General features: G+C 72.3%; 20 protein-coding genes and 2 tRNA genes. 11 read left to right on the top strand and 11 right to left on the bottom strand.

The window, feature by feature from the left end:
- Window positions 1–142 precede the first annotated feature (142 nt).
- The 6 genes from ACFVIU_RS18795 to ACFVIU_RS18820 all read left to right on the top strand — a co-directional run bounded on the left by ACFVIU_RS18795 (window position 143) and on the right by ACFVIU_RS18820 (window position 5,301).
- Entirely contained in the window at window positions 143–1,228 is a 1,086-nt protein-coding gene (locus ACFVIU_RS18795) for a TIGR03364 family FAD-dependent oxidoreductase (protein ID WP_385843854.1), read from the top strand.
- Window positions 1,229–1,236: 8 nt separating this feature from the next.
- Entirely contained in the window at window positions 1,237–1,923 is a 687-nt protein-coding gene (locus ACFVIU_RS18800; protein WP_385843696.1) for a phosphonatase-like hydrolase, read from the top strand.
- A gap of 132 nt (window positions 1,924–2,055) precedes the next feature.
- Entirely contained in the window at window positions 2,056–2,835 is a 780-nt protein-coding gene (locus tag ACFVIU_RS18805; protein ID WP_385843697.1) for an HAD-IIA family hydrolase, read from the top strand.
- A gap of 102 nt (window positions 2,836–2,937) precedes the next feature.
- Window positions 2,938–3,477 (top strand): hypothetical protein, encoded by a 540-nt coding sequence (locus ACFVIU_RS18810; protein ID WP_385843699.1) that lies wholly within the window; start codon window positions 2,938–2,940, stop codon window positions 3,475–3,477.
- A 16-nt stretch (window positions 3,478–3,493) separates the two neighbouring features.
- The gene (locus ACFVIU_RS18815) at window positions 3,494–4,171 is read left to right on the top strand and encodes a class F sortase (protein ID WP_385843700.1); all 678 of its coding nucleotides are present in this window, start codon (window positions 3,494–3,496) and stop codon (window positions 4,169–4,171) included.
- Between the two features lie 89 nt (window positions 4,172–4,260).
- A complete protein-coding gene (locus tag ACFVIU_RS18820; protein WP_385843702.1) occupies window positions 4,261–5,301 on the top strand; it encodes a glycoside hydrolase family 6 protein in 1,041 nt (346 codons plus the stop codon).
- Window positions 5,302–5,378: 77 nt separating this feature from the next.
- Here the strand turns inward: ACFVIU_RS18820 and ACFVIU_RS18825 are convergent, their stop codons facing one another.
- From ACFVIU_RS18825 to ACFVIU_RS18835, 3 genes are all read right to left on the bottom strand, one after another.
- Complete coding sequence (locus tag ACFVIU_RS18825; protein WP_385843703.1) at window positions 5,379–7,313, bottom strand: galactose oxidase-like domain-containing protein; 1,935 nt, start codon at window positions 7,311–7,313, stop codon at window positions 5,379–5,381.
- Window positions 7,310–9,253: a glycosyltransferase family 2 protein gene (locus tag ACFVIU_RS18830; RefSeq protein ID WP_385843705.1), complete on the bottom strand. Its 1,944-nt coding sequence runs from the start codon at window positions 9,251–9,253 to the stop codon at window positions 7,310–7,312. The genes ACFVIU_RS18825 and ACFVIU_RS18830 overlap by 4 nt, the downstream gene beginning before the upstream one ends.
- 325 nt (window positions 9,254–9,578) lie before the next feature.
- A tRNA-Lys gene (locus ACFVIU_RS18835) sits at window positions 9,579–9,652 on the bottom strand.
- Between the two features lie 186 nt (window positions 9,653–9,838).
- Between ACFVIU_RS18835 and ACFVIU_RS18840 the strand changes: the two genes are divergently transcribed.
- The 4 genes from ACFVIU_RS18840 (at window position 9,839) to ACFVIU_RS18855 (ending at window position 13,643) form a co-directional block, all read left to right on the top strand.
- Window positions 9,839–11,125: a peptidoglycan-binding protein gene (locus ACFVIU_RS18840; protein ID WP_385843706.1), complete on the top strand. Its 1,287-nt coding sequence runs from the start codon at window positions 9,839–9,841 to the stop codon at window positions 11,123–11,125.
- 66 nt (window positions 11,126–11,191) lie between these two features.
- Window positions 11,192–12,325, top strand: a complete 1,134-nt coding sequence (locus ACFVIU_RS18845) for an SPFH domain-containing protein (RefSeq protein WP_385843708.1) — start codon at window positions 11,192–11,194, stop codon at window positions 12,323–12,325.
- A 127-nt stretch (window positions 12,326–12,452) separates the two neighbouring features.
- Entirely contained in the window at window positions 12,453–13,058 is a 606-nt protein-coding gene (locus ACFVIU_RS18850; RefSeq protein ID WP_385843710.1) for a lytic polysaccharide monooxygenase, read from the top strand.
- A 120-nt stretch (window positions 13,059–13,178) separates the two neighbouring features.
- On the top strand, window positions 13,179–13,643 hold the full coding sequence (locus ACFVIU_RS18855) for a DUF3592 domain-containing protein (RefSeq protein ID WP_385843711.1): 465 nt from the start codon (window positions 13,179–13,181) through the stop codon (window positions 13,641–13,643).
- A gap of 66 nt (window positions 13,644–13,709) precedes the next feature.
- Here the strand turns inward: ACFVIU_RS18855 and ACFVIU_RS18860 are convergent.
- The 6 genes from ACFVIU_RS18860 to ehuB form a co-directional block, all read right to left on the bottom strand.
- Window positions 13,710–13,783: transfer RNA gene (locus tag ACFVIU_RS18860), tRNA-Lys, on the bottom strand.
- A gap of 108 nt (window positions 13,784–13,891) precedes the next feature.
- Complete coding sequence (locus ACFVIU_RS18865) at window positions 13,892–14,644, bottom strand: IclR family transcriptional regulator (protein WP_385843712.1); 753 nt, start codon at window positions 14,642–14,644, stop codon at window positions 13,892–13,894.
- 174 nt (window positions 14,645–14,818) lie between these two features.
- Window positions 14,819–15,601 carry an ectoine/hydroxyectoine ABC transporter ATP-binding protein EhuA gene (gene ehuA, locus ACFVIU_RS18870; RefSeq protein WP_385843714.1) on the bottom strand — a complete coding sequence of 261 codons (783 nt, stop codon included), beginning with the start codon at window positions 15,599–15,601 and terminating at the stop codon, window positions 14,819–14,821.
- Window positions 15,591–16,241, bottom strand: coding sequence for an ectoine/hydroxyectoine ABC transporter permease subunit EhuD (ehuD, locus tag ACFVIU_RS18875; protein WP_385843716.1), 651 nt, complete (start codon window positions 16,239–16,241; stop codon window positions 15,591–15,593). Before ehuD ends, ehuA begins: the two co-directional genes overlap by 11 nt.
- Window positions 16,238–16,957, bottom strand: a complete 720-nt coding sequence (gene ehuC / locus ACFVIU_RS18880) for an ectoine/hydroxyectoine ABC transporter permease subunit EhuC (protein WP_385843717.1) — start codon at window positions 16,955–16,957, stop codon at window positions 16,238–16,240. Before ehuC ends, ehuD begins: the two co-directional genes overlap by 4 nt.
- A complete protein-coding gene (ehuB, locus tag ACFVIU_RS18885) occupies window positions 16,954–17,871 on the bottom strand; it encodes an ectoine/hydroxyectoine ABC transporter substrate-binding protein EhuB (RefSeq protein ID WP_385843719.1) in 918 nt (305 codons plus the stop codon). Before ehuB ends, ehuC begins: the two co-directional genes overlap by 4 nt.
- 47 nt (window positions 17,872–17,918) lie before the next feature.
- Between ehuB and ACFVIU_RS18890 the strand changes: the two genes are divergently transcribed.
- Entirely contained in the window at window positions 17,919–18,413 is a 495-nt protein-coding gene (locus tag ACFVIU_RS18890; protein ID WP_385843720.1) for a DUF3830 family protein, read from the top strand.
- A gap of 75 nt (window positions 18,414–18,488) precedes the next feature.
- On the opposite strand, the gene ACFVIU_RS18895 is transcribed toward ACFVIU_RS18890, so the two are convergent.
- Window positions 18,489–19,220, bottom strand: a complete 732-nt coding sequence (locus ACFVIU_RS18895; RefSeq protein WP_385843721.1) for a decarboxylase — start codon at window positions 19,218–19,220, stop codon at window positions 18,489–18,491.
- Complete coding sequence (locus ACFVIU_RS18900; protein WP_385843722.1) at window positions 19,217–20,023, bottom strand: decarboxylase; 807 nt, start codon at window positions 20,021–20,023, stop codon at window positions 19,217–19,219. Before ACFVIU_RS18900 ends, ACFVIU_RS18895 begins: the two co-directional genes overlap by 4 nt.
- Window positions 20,024–20,074 lie beyond the last annotated feature (51 nt).

A 20,074-nucleotide genomic window follows, 5' to 3' on the forward strand; every position in this document is an offset into this window, starting at 1 on the left:
TAATGTCACAAAAGGATAACGGGTCTAGCCCAAATAGGAGAGGTGGTCCACGCTCGTGGACAGCCGGATGTCCCCGGTTCCCCGAGCGAGGAGCGTTGCCGCCGTGAGAGTGACAGTCGTCGGAGCAGGCGTGGTGGGCACCATGCACGCCTGGCACGCGATACGGCGCGGCCACCAGGTCGTACAGATCGAGCGCGAGACCGAGGCGCGCGGCGCCTCGCTGCGCAACTTCGGGCAGATCTGGGTCAGCGGCCGCGCCGGCGGAGAGGAGCTGGAGACCGCGCTGCGGGCGCGGGAGCTGTGGGAGGGGATCGGCGCCCGCGTACCGGCCCTGGGCTTCCGGGCGAACGGCTCCCTGACCCCCGTCCGCGGCCCCCTGGAGCTGGCCGTCGCCGAGGCCGCCGTCGCCCGCGCGGACGCCGCCGCCCGCGGCTACAAGCTCCTGCTGCCGAGCGAGGCCCGCGCCCTCAACCCGGCGCTGCGCGGCGACTTCACCGCCGCCCTGTACTGCGAGCGGGACGCGGCCGTCGAGCCGCGCACCGCCCAACTGGCCCTCCGCGCCGAACTGCTGAAGTCCCCCGACTACACCTTCCTGCCCGGCCGGGAGGTGCGCGAGGTCGTCGGCGCCGGGACCGTCCGGGACGACCACGGGGACGTGCACCACGCCGACGCGGTCGTGCTGTGCACCGGCGCCTGGCTCGGCGGACTCGTCCGCGAACTCGCCGGACCGGACCTCCCCGTGCGCCGGGTGCGCCTCCAGATGATGCAGACCGACCCGCTGGGCGAGCCGCTGCCGACCTCCGTCGCCGACGCCGACAGCTTCCGCTACTACCTCGCCTACGCCTCCCCGGCGCTGGACCGGCTCAACGCCGGGCAGCCGCAGCCCAAGACCGCCGCGGCCCACCGGATGCAGCTGCTGATGGTGCAGCGCGCCGACGGCGGACTGACCATCGGCGACACCCACGAGTACGAGCACCCCTTCGCCTTCGACACCGTCGAGGAGCCCTACGAGCACCTCACCGGCGTCGTGGAATCCCTCCTCGGCCGCCCGCTGCCCCGCATCCGCCGCCGCTGGGCCGGCGTCTATGCGCAGTGCACCGAACCCGGCCGGATCGTGCACCGGCAGCAGGTGGGCGACGGGGTGTGGCTGGTCACCGGGCCCGGCGGGCGCGGCATGACCTGCGCCCCCGCGATAGCCGAGACCACCGCGAACGAACTGGGCTGGTGAGCGACCCCATGACCGACATCCGACTCGTCGTCCTCGACATGGCCGGCACGACCGTCGCCGACGGCGGCCTGGTCGAGCGGGCCTTCGCCGCGGCCGCCGCCGAACTCGGCGTCGAGCCCGGCTCGGCCGAGCACACCGAGCACCTCTCCTACGTCCGCGCCACCATGGGCGAGTCCAAGATCTCCGTCTTCCGGCACCTGTTCGGCGACGAGGACCGCGCCCGGCGCGCCAACACCGCCTTCGAGAAGGCGTACGGCGACCTGGTCGACGCCGGTCTGATCGCCCCGGTGCCGGGGGCCCGCGAGACCATCGAGGAGCTGGCCGCCGACGGCCGTACCGTCGTGCTGACCACCGGTTTCGCCCGGGTCACCCAGGACGCCCTCCTCGACGCCCTGGGCTGGCGGGACCTCGTCCCGCTCACTCTGTGCCCGGCCGACGCCGGCGGGCGCGGGCGGCCGTACCCGGACATGGTCCTGGAGGCGTTCCTGCGCACCAGGGCCGCCGAGGACGTGCGGCAGGTCGCCGTGGTCGGCGACACCTCCTACGACGTGCTCAGCGGCGTACGGGCGGGCGCGGGCCTGGTCGCCGGGGTGCGTACCGGCGCCCACGGGGACGCGGAGTTCCGGGCCGCCGGCGCCACTCACGTCCTCGACTCCGTGGCCGGCCTGCCCGCGCTGCTCGCCGGAGCCCGCTGAGCCGGGCACCGGGACGATCTTCGCCCGGCAGGGGTCAAGATCAGGCCGCTCTGATTAGGCTGGTGGCGTCGGTACGCCGTGGTTCCGGCGCCCCCGCCTTTCTCGACCGTCGTACGCCAGGAGACGCACAGCATGGCAGACCGCAAGCCCATCGAGTCGTGGCTCACCGACATGGACGGCGTCCTCATCCACGAGGGCGTGCCGATTCCCGGCGCCGACGCCTTCCTGAAGAAGCTGCGTGAGTCCGGGCGGCCCTTCCTGGTGCTCACCAACAACTCCATCTACACCGCCCGCGACCTGCACGCCCGGCTGCGGCGCATGGGTCTGGACGTGCCGGTGGACAACATCTGGACCTCGGCGCTGGCCACCGCCCAGTTCCTGAACGACCAGCGGCCCGGCGGCAGCGCCTATGTCATCGGCGAGGCCGGCCTCACCACCGCGCTGCACGACATCGGCTACATCCTCACCGACCACGACCCCGACTTCGTGATCCTCGGCGAGACCCGCACCTACTCCTTCGAGGCCCTCACCAAGGCGGTGCGGCTCATCAATGCCGGCGCCCGGTTCATCGCCACCAACCCGGACAACGTGGGCCCGTCCACCGAGGGCGACCTGCCCGCCACCGGCTCGGTCGCCGCGCTGATCACCGCCGCGACCGGCAAGAAGCCGTACTTCGTCGGCAAGCCCAACCCGCTGATGATGCGGGCCGGGCTCAACGCCATCGGCGCCCACTCGGAGGCCTCCGCGATGATCGGTGACCGCATGGACACCGACGTCCTCGCGGGCCTGGAGGCCGGGATGCGCACCTTCCTGGTGCTGACCGGCGTCACCCAGCCGGCCGACGTCGACCGCTACCCCTTCCGGCCCTCCCAGGTCGTCGACTCCATCGCGGACCTGGTCGACCTGGTCTGAGGCCGACCCCCTTTCGGCTTCACCCGGTCGGAGCAACCGGGGCGCCCCGAGGATGCGGGGGCGCCCCGCCGGGGGGAACCTCCTGGTGTCTGGAGGTTCACGATGGGCTCAATTCGCCTCACTCTCTGTACCGGTCTCCTGGTGGGGGCGGCCGCGTTCGGCCCCCCGGCCCACGCGGCGGACGGCGACCCGGTCACGGTGACGCCCGCCGACCCGGCACCGGGCGCAGAGGTGACCCTGCGCGTCAGCGGCTGCACCGGGCGGCAGGCCTCCGCGGCCTCTCCCGCCTTCGTCAGCGACGCCCGGCTGACCGGCGGCCCGTCCGCGCTGACCGGGGACACCCGGGTGAGCTCCACCGCGCAGCCGGGCTCCTACGACGTGAAGGTGGCCTGCGCCGACCGCGTCCTCACCGGGCACATCCGCGTCCTGGACCAGGCCGCCGCCCGGTCCGGGGCGTCCCGGCCGCCCGCCTCCCCGGTCGCCCCGGTCGCGGCGGGCGGCGGGGGCACCGCGCACTTCGCGACCGTGGCCACCAGCGCCTCCGGCCCCGACACCGGGCAGGCCGTGACCGGCCTCGCGCTCGCCGGCGGTGCCGCACTCGCCGTGGGCCTGCGCGCCCGCCGCGGCCGTCGCAGCCACTGACCGTGCCGACCGCCCCATGACCGAGGACCGCGCCTCCCGCCCCACCGGCACCGGCCGGCTCCTCACCGTCCTCACCTGGGCCGTCCTGCTGCTCGGGCTCTGGCTCTGGGGCCGCGAGGTGACCGGCGTACCCCAGCGCCGGCCGCCGGACGGCCCCGCCACCGGCGATGTGCTCACCCTCGGACACCCCGCCGACCCCGCCCGGCTGCCACCCGCCGCCGCACCGCTGCCCGACGCGCCGCCCCAGCGCCTCGACATCCCCCGGCTCGGCGTCCAGGCGCCCGTGGTGCCCCGCGGCCTGGACGCCCGGGGCGCCATCGACCCGCCGCCCTACGACCAGGCCGGCGTCGTCGGCTGGTACGGCGCCGGCCCCGGACCCGGCGCCCCGGGCCCCGCGCTGCTCGTCGGCCATGTCGACACCCGCACCCGCCCCGCCGTCTTCTACCGGCTCAGCACCGTCACCCCCGGCGACGCGGTCCGGGTGGTCCGCGCGGACGGCAGGGTCGCCGAGTTCACCGTCGACGACGTCCGTGTCCTGCCCCGCACCGGCTTCGACGCCCACACCGCCTACGGCCCCCGCAAGCCCGGCCGCGCCGAACTCCGCCTGATCACCTGCGGCGGCAGCTACGACCGCACCAGCCACGCCTACACGGCGAACCTGGTCGTCTCCGCCTACCTCACGGGCAGGCGCTGACGCCCGCCCGTGCGCCCTCGTGGGGGATAGATCGGATATGCCACGATTGGCGCCAGACCAGTGCGCCAGCGCGCCCAGGGGGGAAACGCATGGACGACAGCAGGGGGGCCCGGTCCACGGCAGGGGCACGGGCGGCGGCGGTGCTGCTGGGGGCGGCGCTGCTGCTCGCCGGCTGCACCTCCGGCGGCGGGGACGAGGACGGCTCCGGAAAGGGGGACCCGGGCGCCCCGATCCGCCAGCAGCCCCGGGCCGCCGACCCGTTCTGGGTCAACCCCGACGGCAGCGCGGCCCGTCAGCTCGCCGCCTACGCCAGGGCCGGCCGCACCGCCGAGGCCGCCCAGATCCGGAAGATCGCCGAGCAGCCGGTGGGGGAGTGGATCGGCCCGGAGAACCCCGAGCAGGAGGCGCGCGGCTTCACCGAGGCCGCCGCCCACGCGCACCGCACCGCCGTGCTCGTCCTCTACGACATCCCGCACCGCGACTGCGGCCAGTACTCGCAGGGCGGCGCCGCCGACGGCGACAGCTACCGCGCCTGGATCGCCGCCGTGGCCCGCGGCATCGAGGACCGCCCCGCCCTGGTGGTCCTGGAACCGGACGCCGTCCTCCACCTGGTGGACGGCTGCACCCCCGCTCGGTTCCGGGAGGAGCGCTACGACCTCCTCAGGGGCGCGGTCGCCACGCTCACGTCCCTGAGGAACACCAGGGTCTACCTGGACGCGGGCAACGCCGGCTGGGCCCACCCCGATCAGATGCAGCAGGCCCTGCGGCAGGCCGGCATCGACCGGGCCGACGGCTTCGCCGTGAACGTCGCCAACTTCTACTCCACCCGGGACTCCCTCGCCTACGGCAAACAGCTCTCGGCCGAGGTCGGCGGCAAACACTTCGTCATCGACACGAGCAGGAACGGCAACGGCCCCGCCACGACCGGCGACCCGGCCCAACGCTGGTGCAACCCGACGGGCCGGGCCCTGGGCGACACCCCGACGACCCGGACCGGGGACCCCCTGGTGGACGCCTACCTGTGGGTCAAGAGGCCCGGAGAGTCGGACGGCACCTGCAAGGGCGGCCCGAAGGCGGGGGACTGGTGGCCGGCCTACGCTCTTGAACTGGCGAAGGGCAGCCGGCCTTAAGGGGCGCGGGGAACTGCGCGAGAAACCACGGCGTACCCGCAGCCGCCCGACTCGCGCAGTCCCCCACCGCTCTCGCGCTACGGCACCCTCACCCACTGCGCAACCGACGGCGTCCCCCTCTGGTCGTCCACGAACAGCATGTACCAGCCGGACGGCACCAGGTTCCGGTTCCCCGGCACCGTCACCGTGATCCTGTTCCCGGACGTCCTGAAGTCCAGGGCGACGGACCGCTGGTCGACGTCCGTCACATGCGTCGACGCACTCGGCCGGATCAGCCGCACCTTCCTGATACCGGCCGCGTGGTCCGACGTGAACGTCCCCGACGCGCCGCGGGCGATCGTCTGCGGACCCCCGCCGAGCGTCGGCCGGGACCCCCGGTAGAGATACGGCGGGGTGTAGATCTCGATCCGCTGCTCGAACTTGCCCGGCCTGGTGTTCGCCTTGTCCGCGTACAGCGAGTCGGACCCGAAGAACATCACCCGCCCGTCCGGCAGCAGGATCGACCCGGAGTGGTAGTTCCGGCCCACCAGCGGATCGGCGACCCGGGTGAAGCGGTTGCCGTCCGGGTGGTAGATCCGCGCCTGGAGGATGTCGGAGTCGCCGCGCCCCCGGTAGTCCTCCGAGCCGCCGGACACCAGCACGGTGTCGTCGGGCAGGATCGAGGACTGCGGATACCGGGTGCCCTTCTCCAGCCGGGGACCGTCCACGAAGTGCGGGGCCTTCGCCCTGAGGTCGATCAGCCGGGTCTTCCTGCTGGACAGCGCCGACTCGCCGACCCCGCCCCCGCCGATCACCATGAACCGCTCGTCCTGCGCCGGAGGCAGCAGCACCGTCCCGGAGGTCTCCATCCGGTCCGGGTCGCTCAGCCCGGGCAACCGGGTGAACCGGTTGGTGCCGACGTCCCACACACCCGGCTCACGCCCGACGTCGTCCGGCCCGTACCCGGCGTTGGAACCCGAGTAGAAGATCTTCCCGTTCTGCATCAGGAACAGCGCGGGATACGTCGGGAACTGCCGGACCGTCTTCGTGTACGTCCACTTCCGCGTCCTCGGGTCGAAGACCTCGTTCTTGCCCGGCACCAGCTGCCCGATGTCGTCGAGGCCGGACACACCGAGGATCCTGCCGTCCGACAGGGTGGTGAGCGTCGGGTACCAGCGGGCCTCGTTCATCGGGTCGACCTTGATGTAGCGCTCGGCGACCGGGTCGAACTCGTAGGCGTCCCTGATCCCCTCGAAGTCCTTCTTGTCGAGGGCGAGCTTCTGCGCGATGCCGTAGGTGTTGCGCGCGTCGACGCCGGTCAGGCCCTGGATCCGGTAGTTGTCCTGGGTGCCGGTCTGGTACCGGGCGCCCTCCTTCGGCGCCTCGACGTAGACACGGCCGTAACCGGGGTTGTTCCGCAGCCACGTGCCGGCCTTGTCGAAGACCTTGGTGGCGCGCGGGACCAGCACCGGGTCCTGGGAGACGAACGTCCGGCCGTTCCGCCTGCCGGTGAACCGGGTGCCCGCGGGCAGGGTCATCGGCTTGTCGGGGTTCTCGTTGTAGAGGATCATGACGCCGCCGGCCTTCTTGACGTCACCCTTGAGCTTCTCGTACCGCTTGGTGCCGCCCGCGATGAGCAGGTTGCCGTCGGCGAGCTGGGTGTGGCCGGTGCAGAACAGGTCGTTGGGCGTGGGCACCTTCTCGACCGTGCCCTTGACCGGGTCCCAGATCCGGGTGTCGAACTTCTTCCGGTCGAAGTTGTCCTGGTTGTTGCCCGAGCCGGCGACCAGCAGCACCTTCCCGGTGTGCAGCAGCGCCGCGTGGATGGTGTCCTGGCGGTACTCCGGCGGGAACTCGATGATGTCCCAGTGGCCGTTCGCGGCCTTGTAGGCGGGTCTGTTGATCTCGTACTGGTGGTACTGGGCCGTGCCGAAGCGGTACAGCCACGGCCCGTTCGTCCCGGCCAGCGCGAGTACCACCACCGTGCCGATCGCGAACCTGCGCACCCGGCGCAGACCGGCCTGGTCCTTCATTCCTTACGTCCCCCCAGCCCGCCCAGGGCGATCCGCACGGTCTGCTCGTGGTCCTCGCCGGGGCCGGCCCAGGCGTACTGCACCGGCACGGCGTCCTGCGGCTCCCGGGCGGCGACGGCGGCCGCCTTCCGCTCCCGGCGCAGCGTGTACCCCCACACGGCCATCGGCGCGGCGGTGATCAGCAGGGCGAAGGACGCCCAGGCGGTCATCGCGGGGTGGGAGTGGCCGAGCAGCAGGCCGGCGAGGAGCGAGCCGCCGAAGACCGCGATGAAGAACCAGTGCACCCGGAAGGTCCCGAACAGCGTGTCGGGGCTGGCCGACTCGCCCTTGGGCGTGACCACGAACCTGCTCCTGCGGCGCAGGACGGCGTCCATCAGCGAGCGGGCGTAGATCGGCGCGGAGAGGGCGGACATCACCATGCCCGCGACCCCGCCCGACCCCTCCGGTTCGTGCGGCGAGACATTGTGCCGCCGGTTCCACACGTACAGCCCGATCTGGAGCGCGGAGGCGTTGCCGTACAGCATCAGCCACACGGTCGGGTCGATGTTCACCCCGGAGGCGCCGAGACCGAGAAAGAGCGCGCAACTCAGCGCTGCGAGGATCCAGTTGAGGGCGGCCATCGGGTAGAAGACGATCATCATGGTGTAGTTGAAGAGCCTGCCGGGCGGCAGGGTGAAGAAGCCCTTCCAGTACTGCGTGAGGATGGTCTCGTACGTCCCCCGGGACCAGCGCAGCTGCTGGCTGAAGAAGTCCGTCCAGGCGGCCGGGCCCTCGCCGACCGCGAGCACGTCCGGGGTGTACACGGACCGCCACTTCCGGCCGGTCAGCGGGTTCCTGGCGCGGTGCATCTCGAAGCCCGTCGCCATGTCCTCGGTGATGGAGTCGTACAGCCCGCCGATCTGCTGGAGGGCGCTGATGCGTACGGCGTTGGAGGTGCCGACGAACATGGGGGCGCCGTAGCGGTTGCCGGCCCGCTGGATCAGGGCGTGGAAGAGGAACTGCTGGGACTCGGCGGCCTTGGTGACGAAGGTGTCGTAGTTGCCGTAGACCTGCGGGCCGATGACGAAGCCGACGTCCGGGTCGCGGAAGTAACCGAGCATCCGCTCCAGGTAGTTGGGGAGCGGGACATGGTCGGTGTCGACGGAGGCGAAGTAGTCGTAGGCGTCGCCGTGCGCCTCCAGCCAGGCGTTGTAGTTGCCGTGCTTGGTCCGGGCGCGGTGCGGGCCGGTGGGCCGGTTCCAGCGCTCGATGCCCTTGCGGGTGAAGTGGTGCACGCCGAGGCGGGCGCAGATCTCCCGCACCTCGGGGTCGTCGCCCTCGTCCAGCAGCCAGACGTGCAGCAGCCCCCGGTGGCGCAGCCGCGTCGCCGCCTCGAGGGTCCGGGTCACCATCTCCAGCGGCTCCTTGCCGGGCACGAAGGTGGTGAGGAAGGCGACCCTGGTGCCGGTCTCGGGGACGACCGGGACCGGGTCGCGGGCGACGAGGGTGGCGTGCGCGTTGGACAGCACGTTCACGCAGCGGAACAGCTCGATCAGGCCGATCGAGACGAGCATGACGGTGTCGAGGGCCGGCAGGAAGTCGTGGGCGGGGTGGTCGCGTTCGGTCCAGTGCGCCGGCTGGAGCAGCCAGACCAGCAGGACCACGGAGAACACGGGGGCCGCGCCCAGCATCAGCGCGGCGCGTATCCGGTGCGGTTCCTGGGAGAGCAGCGAGCGGTAGCGGACCTGGTAGGGCCGGGTCGGGTCGGGCCGGGTGAGCGGGCCCGCGAGCCGGCTGTAGTGCTCGTAGTCGTATCTGGGCAGGCTGTTCCTGAGCCGGCGGAACGCCCCCGTGTGTCCCGTCCGAGGCCCGGATGCGTGACCATGGACGGCTGGTGATCGCTCGTGTGCGTAGTGTGACGGATCGTGGTGCTGCCGGGCGCCCTGCGGCGTCGACGTCATGAGTCATCCCCCCACACGCGCGCGTCAGCGCGTGTCAGTCCAGTCCTGAAGCGCGCCCGGCCCCCACAACCGGTCGCCGGCCCCCCGGCCACCGCCCCCCGGCGGTATGTCGAGCAACCAGGTTTCTACGCTGCTCGACATGATCGCAAGGGGCAAAGGTGTTCTTCACGGTTCAAACACGACCACTGGGGGACAGTCGGGCACGGATGTTGCCGAAGTGGTCTCTTATGGATCCGCCCCTGGAGATCCCGCGCCGCCATGCCGCGCGGGTGGCGGCCCGGACATGCGGAAAGCCCCCCGCTTGCGCGAGGGGCTTTCCGGTCGGTGCGCCGCCAGGGACTCGAACCCCGGACCCGCTGATTAAGAGTCAGCTGCTCTAACCAACTGAGCTAGCGGCGCCTGCTGACAGAGAAAACTCTACATGACCTTCCGGGGTGCTTCCGACCACCCGTGCAGGTCCGGGAGCACCCCGGGGTGGCCTCATCCGTCATTCGGACCGTCAAAGTGGCGGCGGAGGGGAGAGTTGGGAAACTGATCAACGTGCACACTCGCGGACATACCACCCCCGAATGTGAGGCAGATCGCATGATCGCTCCGGTGTTCGAGGAAGTCGACCCGGAGCGCGACTGCGACTGCCCCGGCTGTGCCCACTGGCGCCGGGTGAGCCCCCGGCTGACCTCCGGCCGGGTCGGCGCCCACCCGGCGGCCGCCTGCGGTGTCGTCGTCATGGCCGCCGCGGCCGCCGCCCTCGGCACGGCCCCGCCGGCCGCCGCCGGCCGCCCCTCGGTGCAGCGCCCGGACGTCCCCGGGGACGGCGAGCCCGCCACCCCCCAGGGTCACAAGGCCCCGCTGCACGGTCCGGGCGGCCGTCCCGCGGGGCCCGCCGCCGTACGGATCCCCGCCACCACCCGGGCCGAGATCATCAACCGGGCCAAGATCTGGGTGGCCGCGCAGGTGCCGTACAGCATGGAGGACTACTGGCCCGACGGTTACCGGCAGGACTGCTCGGGCTTCGTCTCCATGGCCTGGGGGCTGACCGGCAACGAGTGGACGGGCAGCCTCGACCAGTACGGGGTGCGGATCACCAAGGACGAGCTGCAACCCGGCGACATCCTGCTCCGCCACAACCCCGCCGACCCCGAGCGCGGCTCCCATGTGGTGATCTTCGGCGGCTGGACGGACTACACCCGCACCTCCTACACGGTCTACGAGCAGACACCCCCGCGCACCCGCCGCCAGGTCACCCCCTACCCCTACTGGAGCCACGCCGACGCCTACGTCCCCTACCGCTACAAGGGCCTGACCCCCGGCGCGGCGGGCGCCCGGCCGGTCGTCGCCGCGACCCAGACGGCCTTCCCGGGGGCCGCCTCCTTCGGCCCCGGGGCCAGCAACGAGTACGTGACCCTGCTCGGCCGGCTGCTGACGGCCCGGGGCGGCGCCGGCTACTACCCCCAGGGCCCGGGGCCGGTCTGGGGCGAGGCGGACCGGCGGGCCACCCAGGCCTTCCAGCTGGCCCAGGGCTGGTCCGGCGCGGACGCCGACGGGCTGCCCGGTCCGCGCACCTGGGACCTGCTGGTCACCGGCCAGGGCAAGGACATCGCACCGGGCGCGGCCGGCCCCGCCTCGCACGGGGTCCCGGGGTATCCGGGCCGGAACCTCTTCCTGTCCGGCGCGGAGAACGACCACATCCCCCGGCTGGGCCGGCGGCTGGTGGAGAAAGGGTTCGGCAGTTTCTTCCCCGGCGGTCCCGGCCGGCGCTGGGACGACACCTACCGCAGGGCGGTGGAGGCCTTCCAGCGCTCCCAGGGCTGGCGCGGCGGCGCGGCGGACGGCTACCCGGGCCCGGAGACCTGGCGCCGCCTGTTCGCGTAGACCGTCGCCCTTTCCCCTGCTCTCTTCCTGTTCATGACGCATCTGGCGCGGAGGCTGGAGGCACGCATGAGTACGACCACTTCGTCCACACCGTCCGAATCCGAGGGGCCACCGGAGTGCGCGGCGGTCCCGGGCATCCGGCAGAACCGGCTGATCCAGAACGAGGCGACCACCGAGATCCCCGTCCATCTGCTGTTCCGGGACGAGTCCGACCCGGTGCGGGTGCCGCTGCGGCCCGCCGTGGTCGGCCGCCGGCAGGGCACCGGCGAGCAGCCCCGGGTGCGGCGCCCGGCCCCGGTCCGCGGCCGGCCGCTGCCCGAGGTCGACCCGGAGCTGGCCGAGCGTCCGGCGCGGGTGCTGCCGGGGGCGGCCGGGGTGCTGGCCGGGGTGTGCGGGCTCAGCGGCGCCCTGGCCACGTCCTGGTGGGCGGGGGCGCTGCCGCCGCTCGCCGTGGAGGCGCTGCGGCTGCCCGCGTCCACCGGCGCGGGGCTGGGCCCGGCGCAGTGGGCGGCGTACGCCGGGGCCGGTGCGCTCGGGGTGTTCGGCTTCGGCGGGCTGGCCCGGGTGCGGACCGGGCGGGCGTCGGTGCTGGCCCTGTTCGGCCGCTACCGGGGCACGGTCCGGCGCACCGGCCTGCTCTGGGTCAACCCGCTGCTGCTGCGCCGCCGGGTCGATGTCCGGCTGCGGCACTGGCGCAGTGAGGTGATGCCGGCCGCGGACCCCGACGGGATGGCGCTGCGGGTGGTCCTGCTGGTGGTGTGGCGGGTGCGGGACACCGCGCGGGCCGTGTTCGGCATCGAGGACCACGAGACGTATCTGCGCGAGTGCGTGGAGGCGGCGCTGGCCCGGGTGCCGGTGGAGCCGGTGGGCGGCGCCCGGGGCGGGGTGGCGGCGGCCGGGGACGCGCTGACCCGCCTGGTGGCGGCGGAGACCGCGCCGGTCGGGGTGGAGGTGTTCTCGGTGCTGCCGCTCCGGGTGGAGTACGCCCCCGACGTGGCCCCCGCGATGCAGCGCCGCCGGATCGCCGCCCTGGACGCCCGCCGACGGGCCACCATGCTCAACTCGGTGGTGGACTCGGTGGAGGACACGGTGACCCGGCTGACCCTGCGCGGCCTGGTCGACCTGGACGACTACGAGCGCAAGGTCCTGGTCCGCGATCTGACGGTGGCGTTCTGCTCGGGCCGGGGGGAGCCGGGCTAGCAGCGCCCAGGTGTCCCGGGCCCGCGATTGGTATGGACATGTTCAACTACCCGTCCTACGCTGACGCTTGGTCTAGACCTACCTGCACGGCCACCCTGAACTCCCCACGTTCACCAGGAGCGGCAGCATGCGCACCAAGACCAAGGTGTCCGCGATCGTGCTGGGCGCGGTGACCGCCGGAGCCTTCGCGCTCTCCACCGGCGGCGCCAGCGGGCACGGCTACACCGACCTCCCCGTCAGCAGACAGAAGCTCTGTGCCAACGGCACCGTGACCGGCTGCGGCGACATCCAGTGGGAGCCGCAGAGCGTCGAGGGCCCCAAGGGCTTCCCGGCCGCGGGCCCCGCCGACGGTCAGCTCTGCAACGGCGGCCAGAGCCGCTTCGCCGAGCTGAGTTCGCCCACCACCCCGTCCGGCGCACCCTGGCCCACCACCAGGGTGACGGGCGGCCAGTCGTACACCTTCCGCTGGCAGTTCACCGCCATGCACGCCACGACGGACTTCAAGTACTACGTCACCAAGCCGGGCTGGAACCAGAACCACCCGCTGTCCCGCTCGGACCTCAACCTCACCCCCTTCCTCACCGTCCCCTACAACGGCCAGCGCCCGCCGGCCACGCTCACCCACAGCGGCACCCTGCCCACCGGCCTCACCGGCCACCATGTGATCCTCGCGGTCTGGACGATCGCCGACACCGGCAACGCGTTCTACGCCTGCTCCGACGTCACGTTCTGAGCCCCGCCCCGTCACGGCTCGGAAACTGAGCTTCCCCTGAGGTCCCCGGCCCTGCGCGACGGATAGGTTCCGGCCACGCCGATCGTTCGGGACCGGCGCACCGGACCCCGGGGGAATGCCATGGAACTCTTCTTCTACGTCATACCCAGCCTCATGATCATCGGGCTGGGCGCCGCCGCGTACACGCTGCTCGGCCGTGCCCGGCGGATCGGCCGGGCGTGGTCGCACGGGCTGACCGCCGAGGGCCGCTGCCTGCGGATGTACACGAAGACCAGCGGCGGCGGCGACGACACCGCCGTGCGCACGACCCTGCACCACGTCTACGAGTTCACCACCCGCGAGGGCCGCGCCGTCCGCTTCGAGGAGCCGAACGGCCCGGCCACCGTCGTGGAGGGCGACATCGTCACCGTGCGCTACCTCCCCGACCGCCCCGAGCAGGCCACCGCCCTCCCGCCGGCCCCCGGCAAGCTCGCCGCCGGCACCGCCTTCACGCTGGCCTTCTTCGGCGTCGGCATCGCCTTCTGCGTCGCGTTCATGGTCACGGCCCACGCGCTGTTCTCGGAGTTCGACGGCCTGATGCCGTGACCGCCCCGACCGGAGCCCGGAAACGCCGAAGGGCCCCTCGCTCTCGCAAGGGACCCTTCGGTCAGGTGCGCCGCCAGGGACTCGAACCCCGGACCCGCTGATTAAGAGTCAGCTGCTCTAACCAACTGAGCTAGCGGCGCATGACTCCCGCCTTCCGCGGACTTTTGCTTCCCGCGGCCGGCGACAAAGAAAATACTACCTGGTCCCGAGGGGTGCTCATGACCACCCGGAGGCCGGCCGGAGAGGGGCTAGAGGGTCAGCGAGAGGAGGACCGGGGCCGCGCCGCGGTTCAGCGTCTCCGCGGCCCGCTTCAGCCGGTGCGCGTGCTCCACGGGCAGCGAGAGCGCCAGGCAGCCCACGGACGCGCCGGCCGTGATCGGCACCGCCGCGCACACCGTGCCCACCGCGTACTCCTGGAGGTCGAGGACCGGCACCGTCGGCGGCTGGGACTCCAGGCGGGACAGCAGCAGCTTGTCGCTGGTGATGGTGCGCGAGGTGAGGCGGGCCATCTTGTACCGGGAGAGATGGTCGCGGCGGGCGTTGTGGTCCAGCTGGGTCAGCAGGCTCTTGCCGACGGCCGTGGCATGGGCGGAGCAGCGGAAGTCGACCCACTCGTTGACCGCCGGGGTGGCGGGTCCGGCCGCGTACTGGGTGACCTTGACCTCGCCGTCGACGTACCGGCTGATGTAGACGGCGGCGCCCACCGAGTCGCGCAGTCGGTCCAGGGTGTGCTGGAGCTTGTCGCGCAGGGCCCGCTCGCGGTCGTGCGCCGAGGTGAGGCGGCGCAGGGTGTCGCCGGTGACATAGGCGCCGTCGGTGATCTGGGTGACATAGCCCTCCCGGCGCAGCATGCGCAGCAGCGCGGTGAGCCGCTCGGGGCCGAGGCCGGTGTGCCGGGCCAGCTCGGTGTCGGTGATGCCGGCACCGTGGCGCGCGACGGTCTCCAGCACGCGCAGGGCGTCCTGGGCGGAGTGGTACGGGGCGGTCGGCTCGATTCTCATGTCGGTCCCCCTCGGCCGCGATCCCGGTCGGCGGATGGACTCCACGATAGCTGTCAAACCGGGCCGGGGGAGAGGGCGTTGGCGAGATTCGTTCGCCTTCGCCCGCCCCCCAACTGCGACGGGAACCCTCTGGCATATGCCGATGTCATGCCCCAGTGGCCGGACCTCGGACGTTCACAGCATGGCCCCGAGGAATTCCCGGGTACGGTCCTGCTCCGGATCGGTGAAGATCTTCTCCGGTGACCCCGCCTCGATGATCCGGCCGGAGTCGAACATCAGCACCTGGTCGGAGATGTCCCGGGCGAAACCCATCTCGTGGGTCACGCACAGCATGGTGATGTCCGTGCTGCGGGCGATGTCCCTGAGCAGGTCCAGGACGCCCGCGACCAGCTCCGGGTCGAGCGCGGAGGTCACCTCGTCCAGCAGCAGCACCCGCGGCCGCATCGCCAGCGCCCGGGCGATCGCCACCCGCTGCTGCTGCCCGCCGGAGAGCCGGGTCGGCCGGGCGTCGCACTTGTCGGCAAGCCCCACCAGCTCCAGCAGCTCCCGGGCCCGCGCCTCGGCCTCGTCCCGGGACAGGCCGAGGACCTGCACCGGCGCCTCGGTGACGTTCCGCAGCACCGACATGTTCGGGAAGAGGTTGAACTGCTGGAACACCATCCCGATCTTCTTCCGCACCTCCCGGACCTGCTTCTCCGGCGCCGGGAACAGCCGCTCCCCGTCGACCGTGATCGTGCCCTCGTCCGGCCGGGTGAGCGTCATCAGCAGTCTGAGGATGGTGGTCTTGCCCGAGCCGGACGGCCCGATCAGCGTGACGTGCCGGCCGGCCCGGACGGAGAAGTCCAGGTCGTCGAGGACGGTGTGGGTCCCGAAGCGCTTGGTGACATGCTCCAGCCGGATCAGCTCCGCGGACGGGGCTTCGGTGGCGGACGGCTTCGTACGGGTCTCAACGGACAAGGCGTCGCTCCAGGGCTCGCAACAGCAGGGAGGCCAGATAGGAAATGAGGATGAAGGCCACGCCGATCACGGTCAGCGGCTCGGTGAACTGGAAGTGCTGCTGGGAGTACAGCCGCGCGCGGCCCAGCATCTCCGGCACGGTGATCACCATCAGCATGGGCGTGTCCTTGAGCATGGAGATCACGTAGTTGCCGAGCGCCGGGACCACCCGGCGGATCGCCTGCGGCAGGATCACCGCGGTCCAGGTCCGCCGCCGGGGCAGGTTCAGCGCCGTGGCCGCCTCCCACTGGCCGACGGGCACCGCCTCGATACCGGCCCGGTAGACCTGCATGGTGTACGTCGAGTAGTGCAGCCCGATCGCGAAGACACCGGTGGCCAGGGCGGAGAAGGTCAGCCCCCACTCTGGCAGCACATAGAAGAGGAAGAACAGCTGCACCAGCAGCGGGGTGTTGCGCACGAACTCCGTGACCGCCCCGACCGGCCAGCGCAGCCACCGGGACGGCGCCCGCACCAGCAGCGTCCACACCAGGCCGAGCCCGAAGGACAGCAGCGAGCCGAGGGCCACGGCCTCCAGGGTCACCCGGAGCCCCCGCCAGAAGTCCGGCAGGAACCCGGTCACCGCGTTCCAGTCCCACGTCATGCCACACCACCGCCCACACCGGTCGTCTGCGCCCGCTTCAGCTCACGCGCCGCCCGCTCGGTACCGGCCTCCTTGCCGACCCCGGCCTTCAGCCGCTTCTCCAGCGCGCGCATCAGCCGCGTCAGCACGAAGGCGATCGCGAAGTAGATCAGCAGCACATACGTGTAGATCTCCGCGCTCTGCTGAAGCGCGAGCCGCACCAGGTCGGCGCTGAACGTCAGATCGCCCATGCCCATGACCGACACCAGGGCGGTGCCCTTGAGCAGCTCGACCAGCAGGTTGCAGAAGGAGGGGATCATCTCCGGCACGGCCTGCGGCAGCACGATCAGCCGGAGCCGCTGCGCCGGGGTGAAGCTGAGCGCGATCCCGCCCTCCCGCTGCGCCGGGTCCACCGCGTTCAGCGCACCGCGCACGATCTCCGAGCCGTACGCGCCGTACGTCATGCCGAGTGCCAGCGTGCCCGCCCACATCGGCACCAGCTGCCAGCCGAAGGCGAGCGGCAGCACGAAGTACACCCAGAAGATCATCACCAGCGCGGAGGTGCCGCGGAACACCTCCGTGTAGCAGCCCGCGACGAAGCGCACGATCCACAGCCGGTGCGTCCGCGCGATGCCCACCACGAAGGACACCGCGGCGGCCAGCAGCGCGCTGAACACCAGCAGCTGGAGGGTGGCCCAGACGCCGTTCAGTACCAGTTCCCACAGCCCCGGGGTCATCCGCCGCACAGCTCCTTCGCGGTCAGGTCCGTCATCTCGGCCTCGGTGAACCCGAAGGGCCGCAGGACCCGGAACAGCTCCCCGCTCCGCTTCATCCTGTGCAGCTCGGTGTTGAAGGCGTCCCGCAGCCGCGTCTCGCCGGGCCGGAACGCGAACGCCCCGCCGTCGACATGCGGTTTGCCCTTGACGAGCGGCGCGAAGGGCCGGGTCGCCTCGGCCTTGGCCGACTTCTTCACCACCTCGCGGGTGGTGAGCGCCGTACCGGCGAACACGTCGACCCGCCCGGCCTCCACGGCGTTCAGCCCGGCCACCTGGTCCGGGACGATGAGGATGTCGCTCTCCCGGTACCCGGCCTCGACGGCGTACTGGATCTCGGCGTACCCGGTCCCGGTGGCGAGCCGCGCCTTCTTCTCGACGACGTCCCGGTAGGAGTGCAGCCCCTTCGGATTACCCTTGCGCACGATGAAGGAGTCCAGCATCTGGTAGTCCGGGTCGGCGAAGATCACCTGCTCGCACCGCTCGGGGTTGACGTACATCCCGGCCGCCACGACGTCGAACTGCTGCGACTTCAGGCCAGGGATCAGCGACCCGAACTCGGTCGGCACCGGCTGTACCCGGCCGACCCCCAGCCGCTTGAAGATCACCCTGGCCAGCTCGGGCGCCTCACCCGTCAGCTGCCCGTCCTTGCCGATGTACCCGAAGGGGATCTCACCGGCGATCCCGAGTCGTACGACACCCTGGGCGCGGAGCCGTTCCAGCAGGTCCCCGCCGGGCTTGCCGGACTGGGCCGCCACCCGTGTGCAGCCCGCGGCACCCAGCGCGCCGAGGGCGGCGGCGCCCGCGAGCACCGCCCGCCGGCTGTGTCTCGCTTTCGACCGGAATGTGGATACGTCGTTCCCAAGTGGTGGAGCCATGGCGGCGCGGCTACCCAAGCGAACGCGCCCTATGCACCCTGGATTTCATGGCCGACCGATTCGTCACCGTCTCGCTGGAGCGGCGCAACGTGCACTGCACGGCCCGGCTCCTGACCGACCGCGCCCCGCTGACCTGCGCCGCCGTCTGGGACGCGCTGCCCCGCTCCGGCGAGGTCTACCACGCCAAGTACGCCCGCAACGAGATCTACGCCCTCTTCCCGCCCCTCGCCGCCACGGAACCCCCACTGGAGAACCCCACGGTCACCCCGATCCCCGGCGACCTCTGCTACTTCTCCTTCACCGGCACCGAACTGGCCACGCGCGCCTACGGCTACGACCGCGAGCCCGGCCCCGGCACCACCGTGGTCGACCTGGCCCTCTTCTACGAACGCAACAACCTCCTCCTCAACGGCGACGTGGGCTGGGTGCCGGGGACGGTGTGGGGCGAGGTGGTGGAGGGCCTGGCGGAGATGGCGGACGCGTGCAACGACCTCTGGCGGACCGGGGCGGCGGGGGAGCGGCTGGCGTTCCGGCGCGCGTGAGGTCCGGCGCGCGTGGGGCCCTGCGCGCGTGGGGCCCTGCGTGCGTGAGGTCCGCCCGTCCGCCCGCCGCGCCGCTCAGACCTGCACGATCGGCTCCCGGGTGAACAGTGCCCCCAGCCGCGGGGCGTTCACCCGCCGGTCGGCGAGCCGCAGGCCCTCCCACACCGTCACCTGGTTCGCCGTGAGCACCGGCTTGGACAGGGACTTCTCCAGCAGCGACAGATGCGCGGCCGTGTGCAGCGCGGTGTCCGGCAGCAGCACCGCCTGGGCGTCCGGGGTGTCGGCGGCCCGCGCCAGGGTCAGCACGTCCTCCTCGCCCCAGGTGCCGACCTCCGCGGCCGTGACGATCCCCGAGGACCGCAGGGCGACGACCTCCAGCCCGCCGGCCCGCAGGAACTCCGCGAACAGCTCCGCCACGTCCTGCGGATAGGTCGCGCCGACGGCGACCCGCCGCGCCCCCAGCTCCCGGGCCGCGTGCACAAAGGCGAACGACGTCGAGGAGGCGGGCATCCCCGCCAGCATGGCCAGCTGCCGCACCTGGTCCTGGGCGCCCTCCCAGCCGTGCACGAAGCCGCCGCTGGTGCACGCCCACACCACCGTCTCGGCGCCGGTCAGCCGCAGCTCCTCCATGCCGGCCGCGAGCCGATCGGCGGATCCCAGCTCGCGCAGCGCGTCCACCCGGTGCGCGTCCTCACCGACGTCGGTGTGCACCAGATCCACCCGGATGTCGCTGCCCAGAAGCTGCTCGATGCGTGGATAGTCGTCCTCGGCGGAGTGGCCCGGGTAGAGGAGTCCGAGTGCGGTCATGTCCAGCCTTCCTGCGTCTCTTCCGGCGTCTGTTCCCGCAAGCCGGGCCAGTCACGCGCCGCCTCGTCCAGCAGCGCCTGATAGGGCCCCACGGCTCGGGTACCCAGTCGGCGCAGCGCCGCCCACATCGTGACCTGGTTGGCCGAGATCACCGGCATGCGCAGCTCGGCCTCCAACTGGGGGATCACGTCGTACGTCGGAAGGTTGGTGCAGGACAGGAAGAGCGCGTCGGCGCTGCCGGGCCGGGCCGCGCGCCGGGCGATGGCGACCACCTCCCGGTACGGCACCTTCCAGATGTGCCGGGTCAGCCCCATGAAGGCGCACCCGGTGACCTCGGCACCGGCCTCGGCGACGTACTCGGCCAGCGCCCGGGTCACCGAGCCGGTGTACGGCGTGACCAGCGCGAGCCGTCGTATCCGCAGCTCGGCGAGGGCCTCCAGGAGCGCGCCGGAGGTGGTCACGGACGGCAGCGCGCCGGCCCGGCTCATCGCCGCGCACATCGCCCGCTCCCCGGCGATCCCGTCGACGAAGCTGCCCGAGGTGCAGGCGTAGGCGACGACCTCGGGGGCGACCGCGGTCAGCGCGCGGACCGCCTCGCCGAGCGTGGCGTGCTCGCTGACCAGCCGGGCCAGATCCAGGCTCACCTCCACCGGCACGAACGGGGTCCGGGTCAGGTGCAGCGACACCTCGTCCGGCACCCAGCGCCACAGCTCGCGGTCGAGCGCGAAGTCGAAGGGGGCGACGACCCCGACCCCGCGCTGGCGCCGGGGACCACCCAGAAAGGAGACATCCGACGCGTCCATGGCAGGCACCGGCCTCACACGAGGGGAGAGAGGCGGGCGGCGCGCGGGCAA

This window comes from Streptomyces sp. NPDC127190 (assembly GCF_042672505.1).
Taxonomy (GTDB): Bacteria; Actinomycetota; Actinomycetes; order Streptomycetales; family Streptomycetaceae; genus Streptomyces.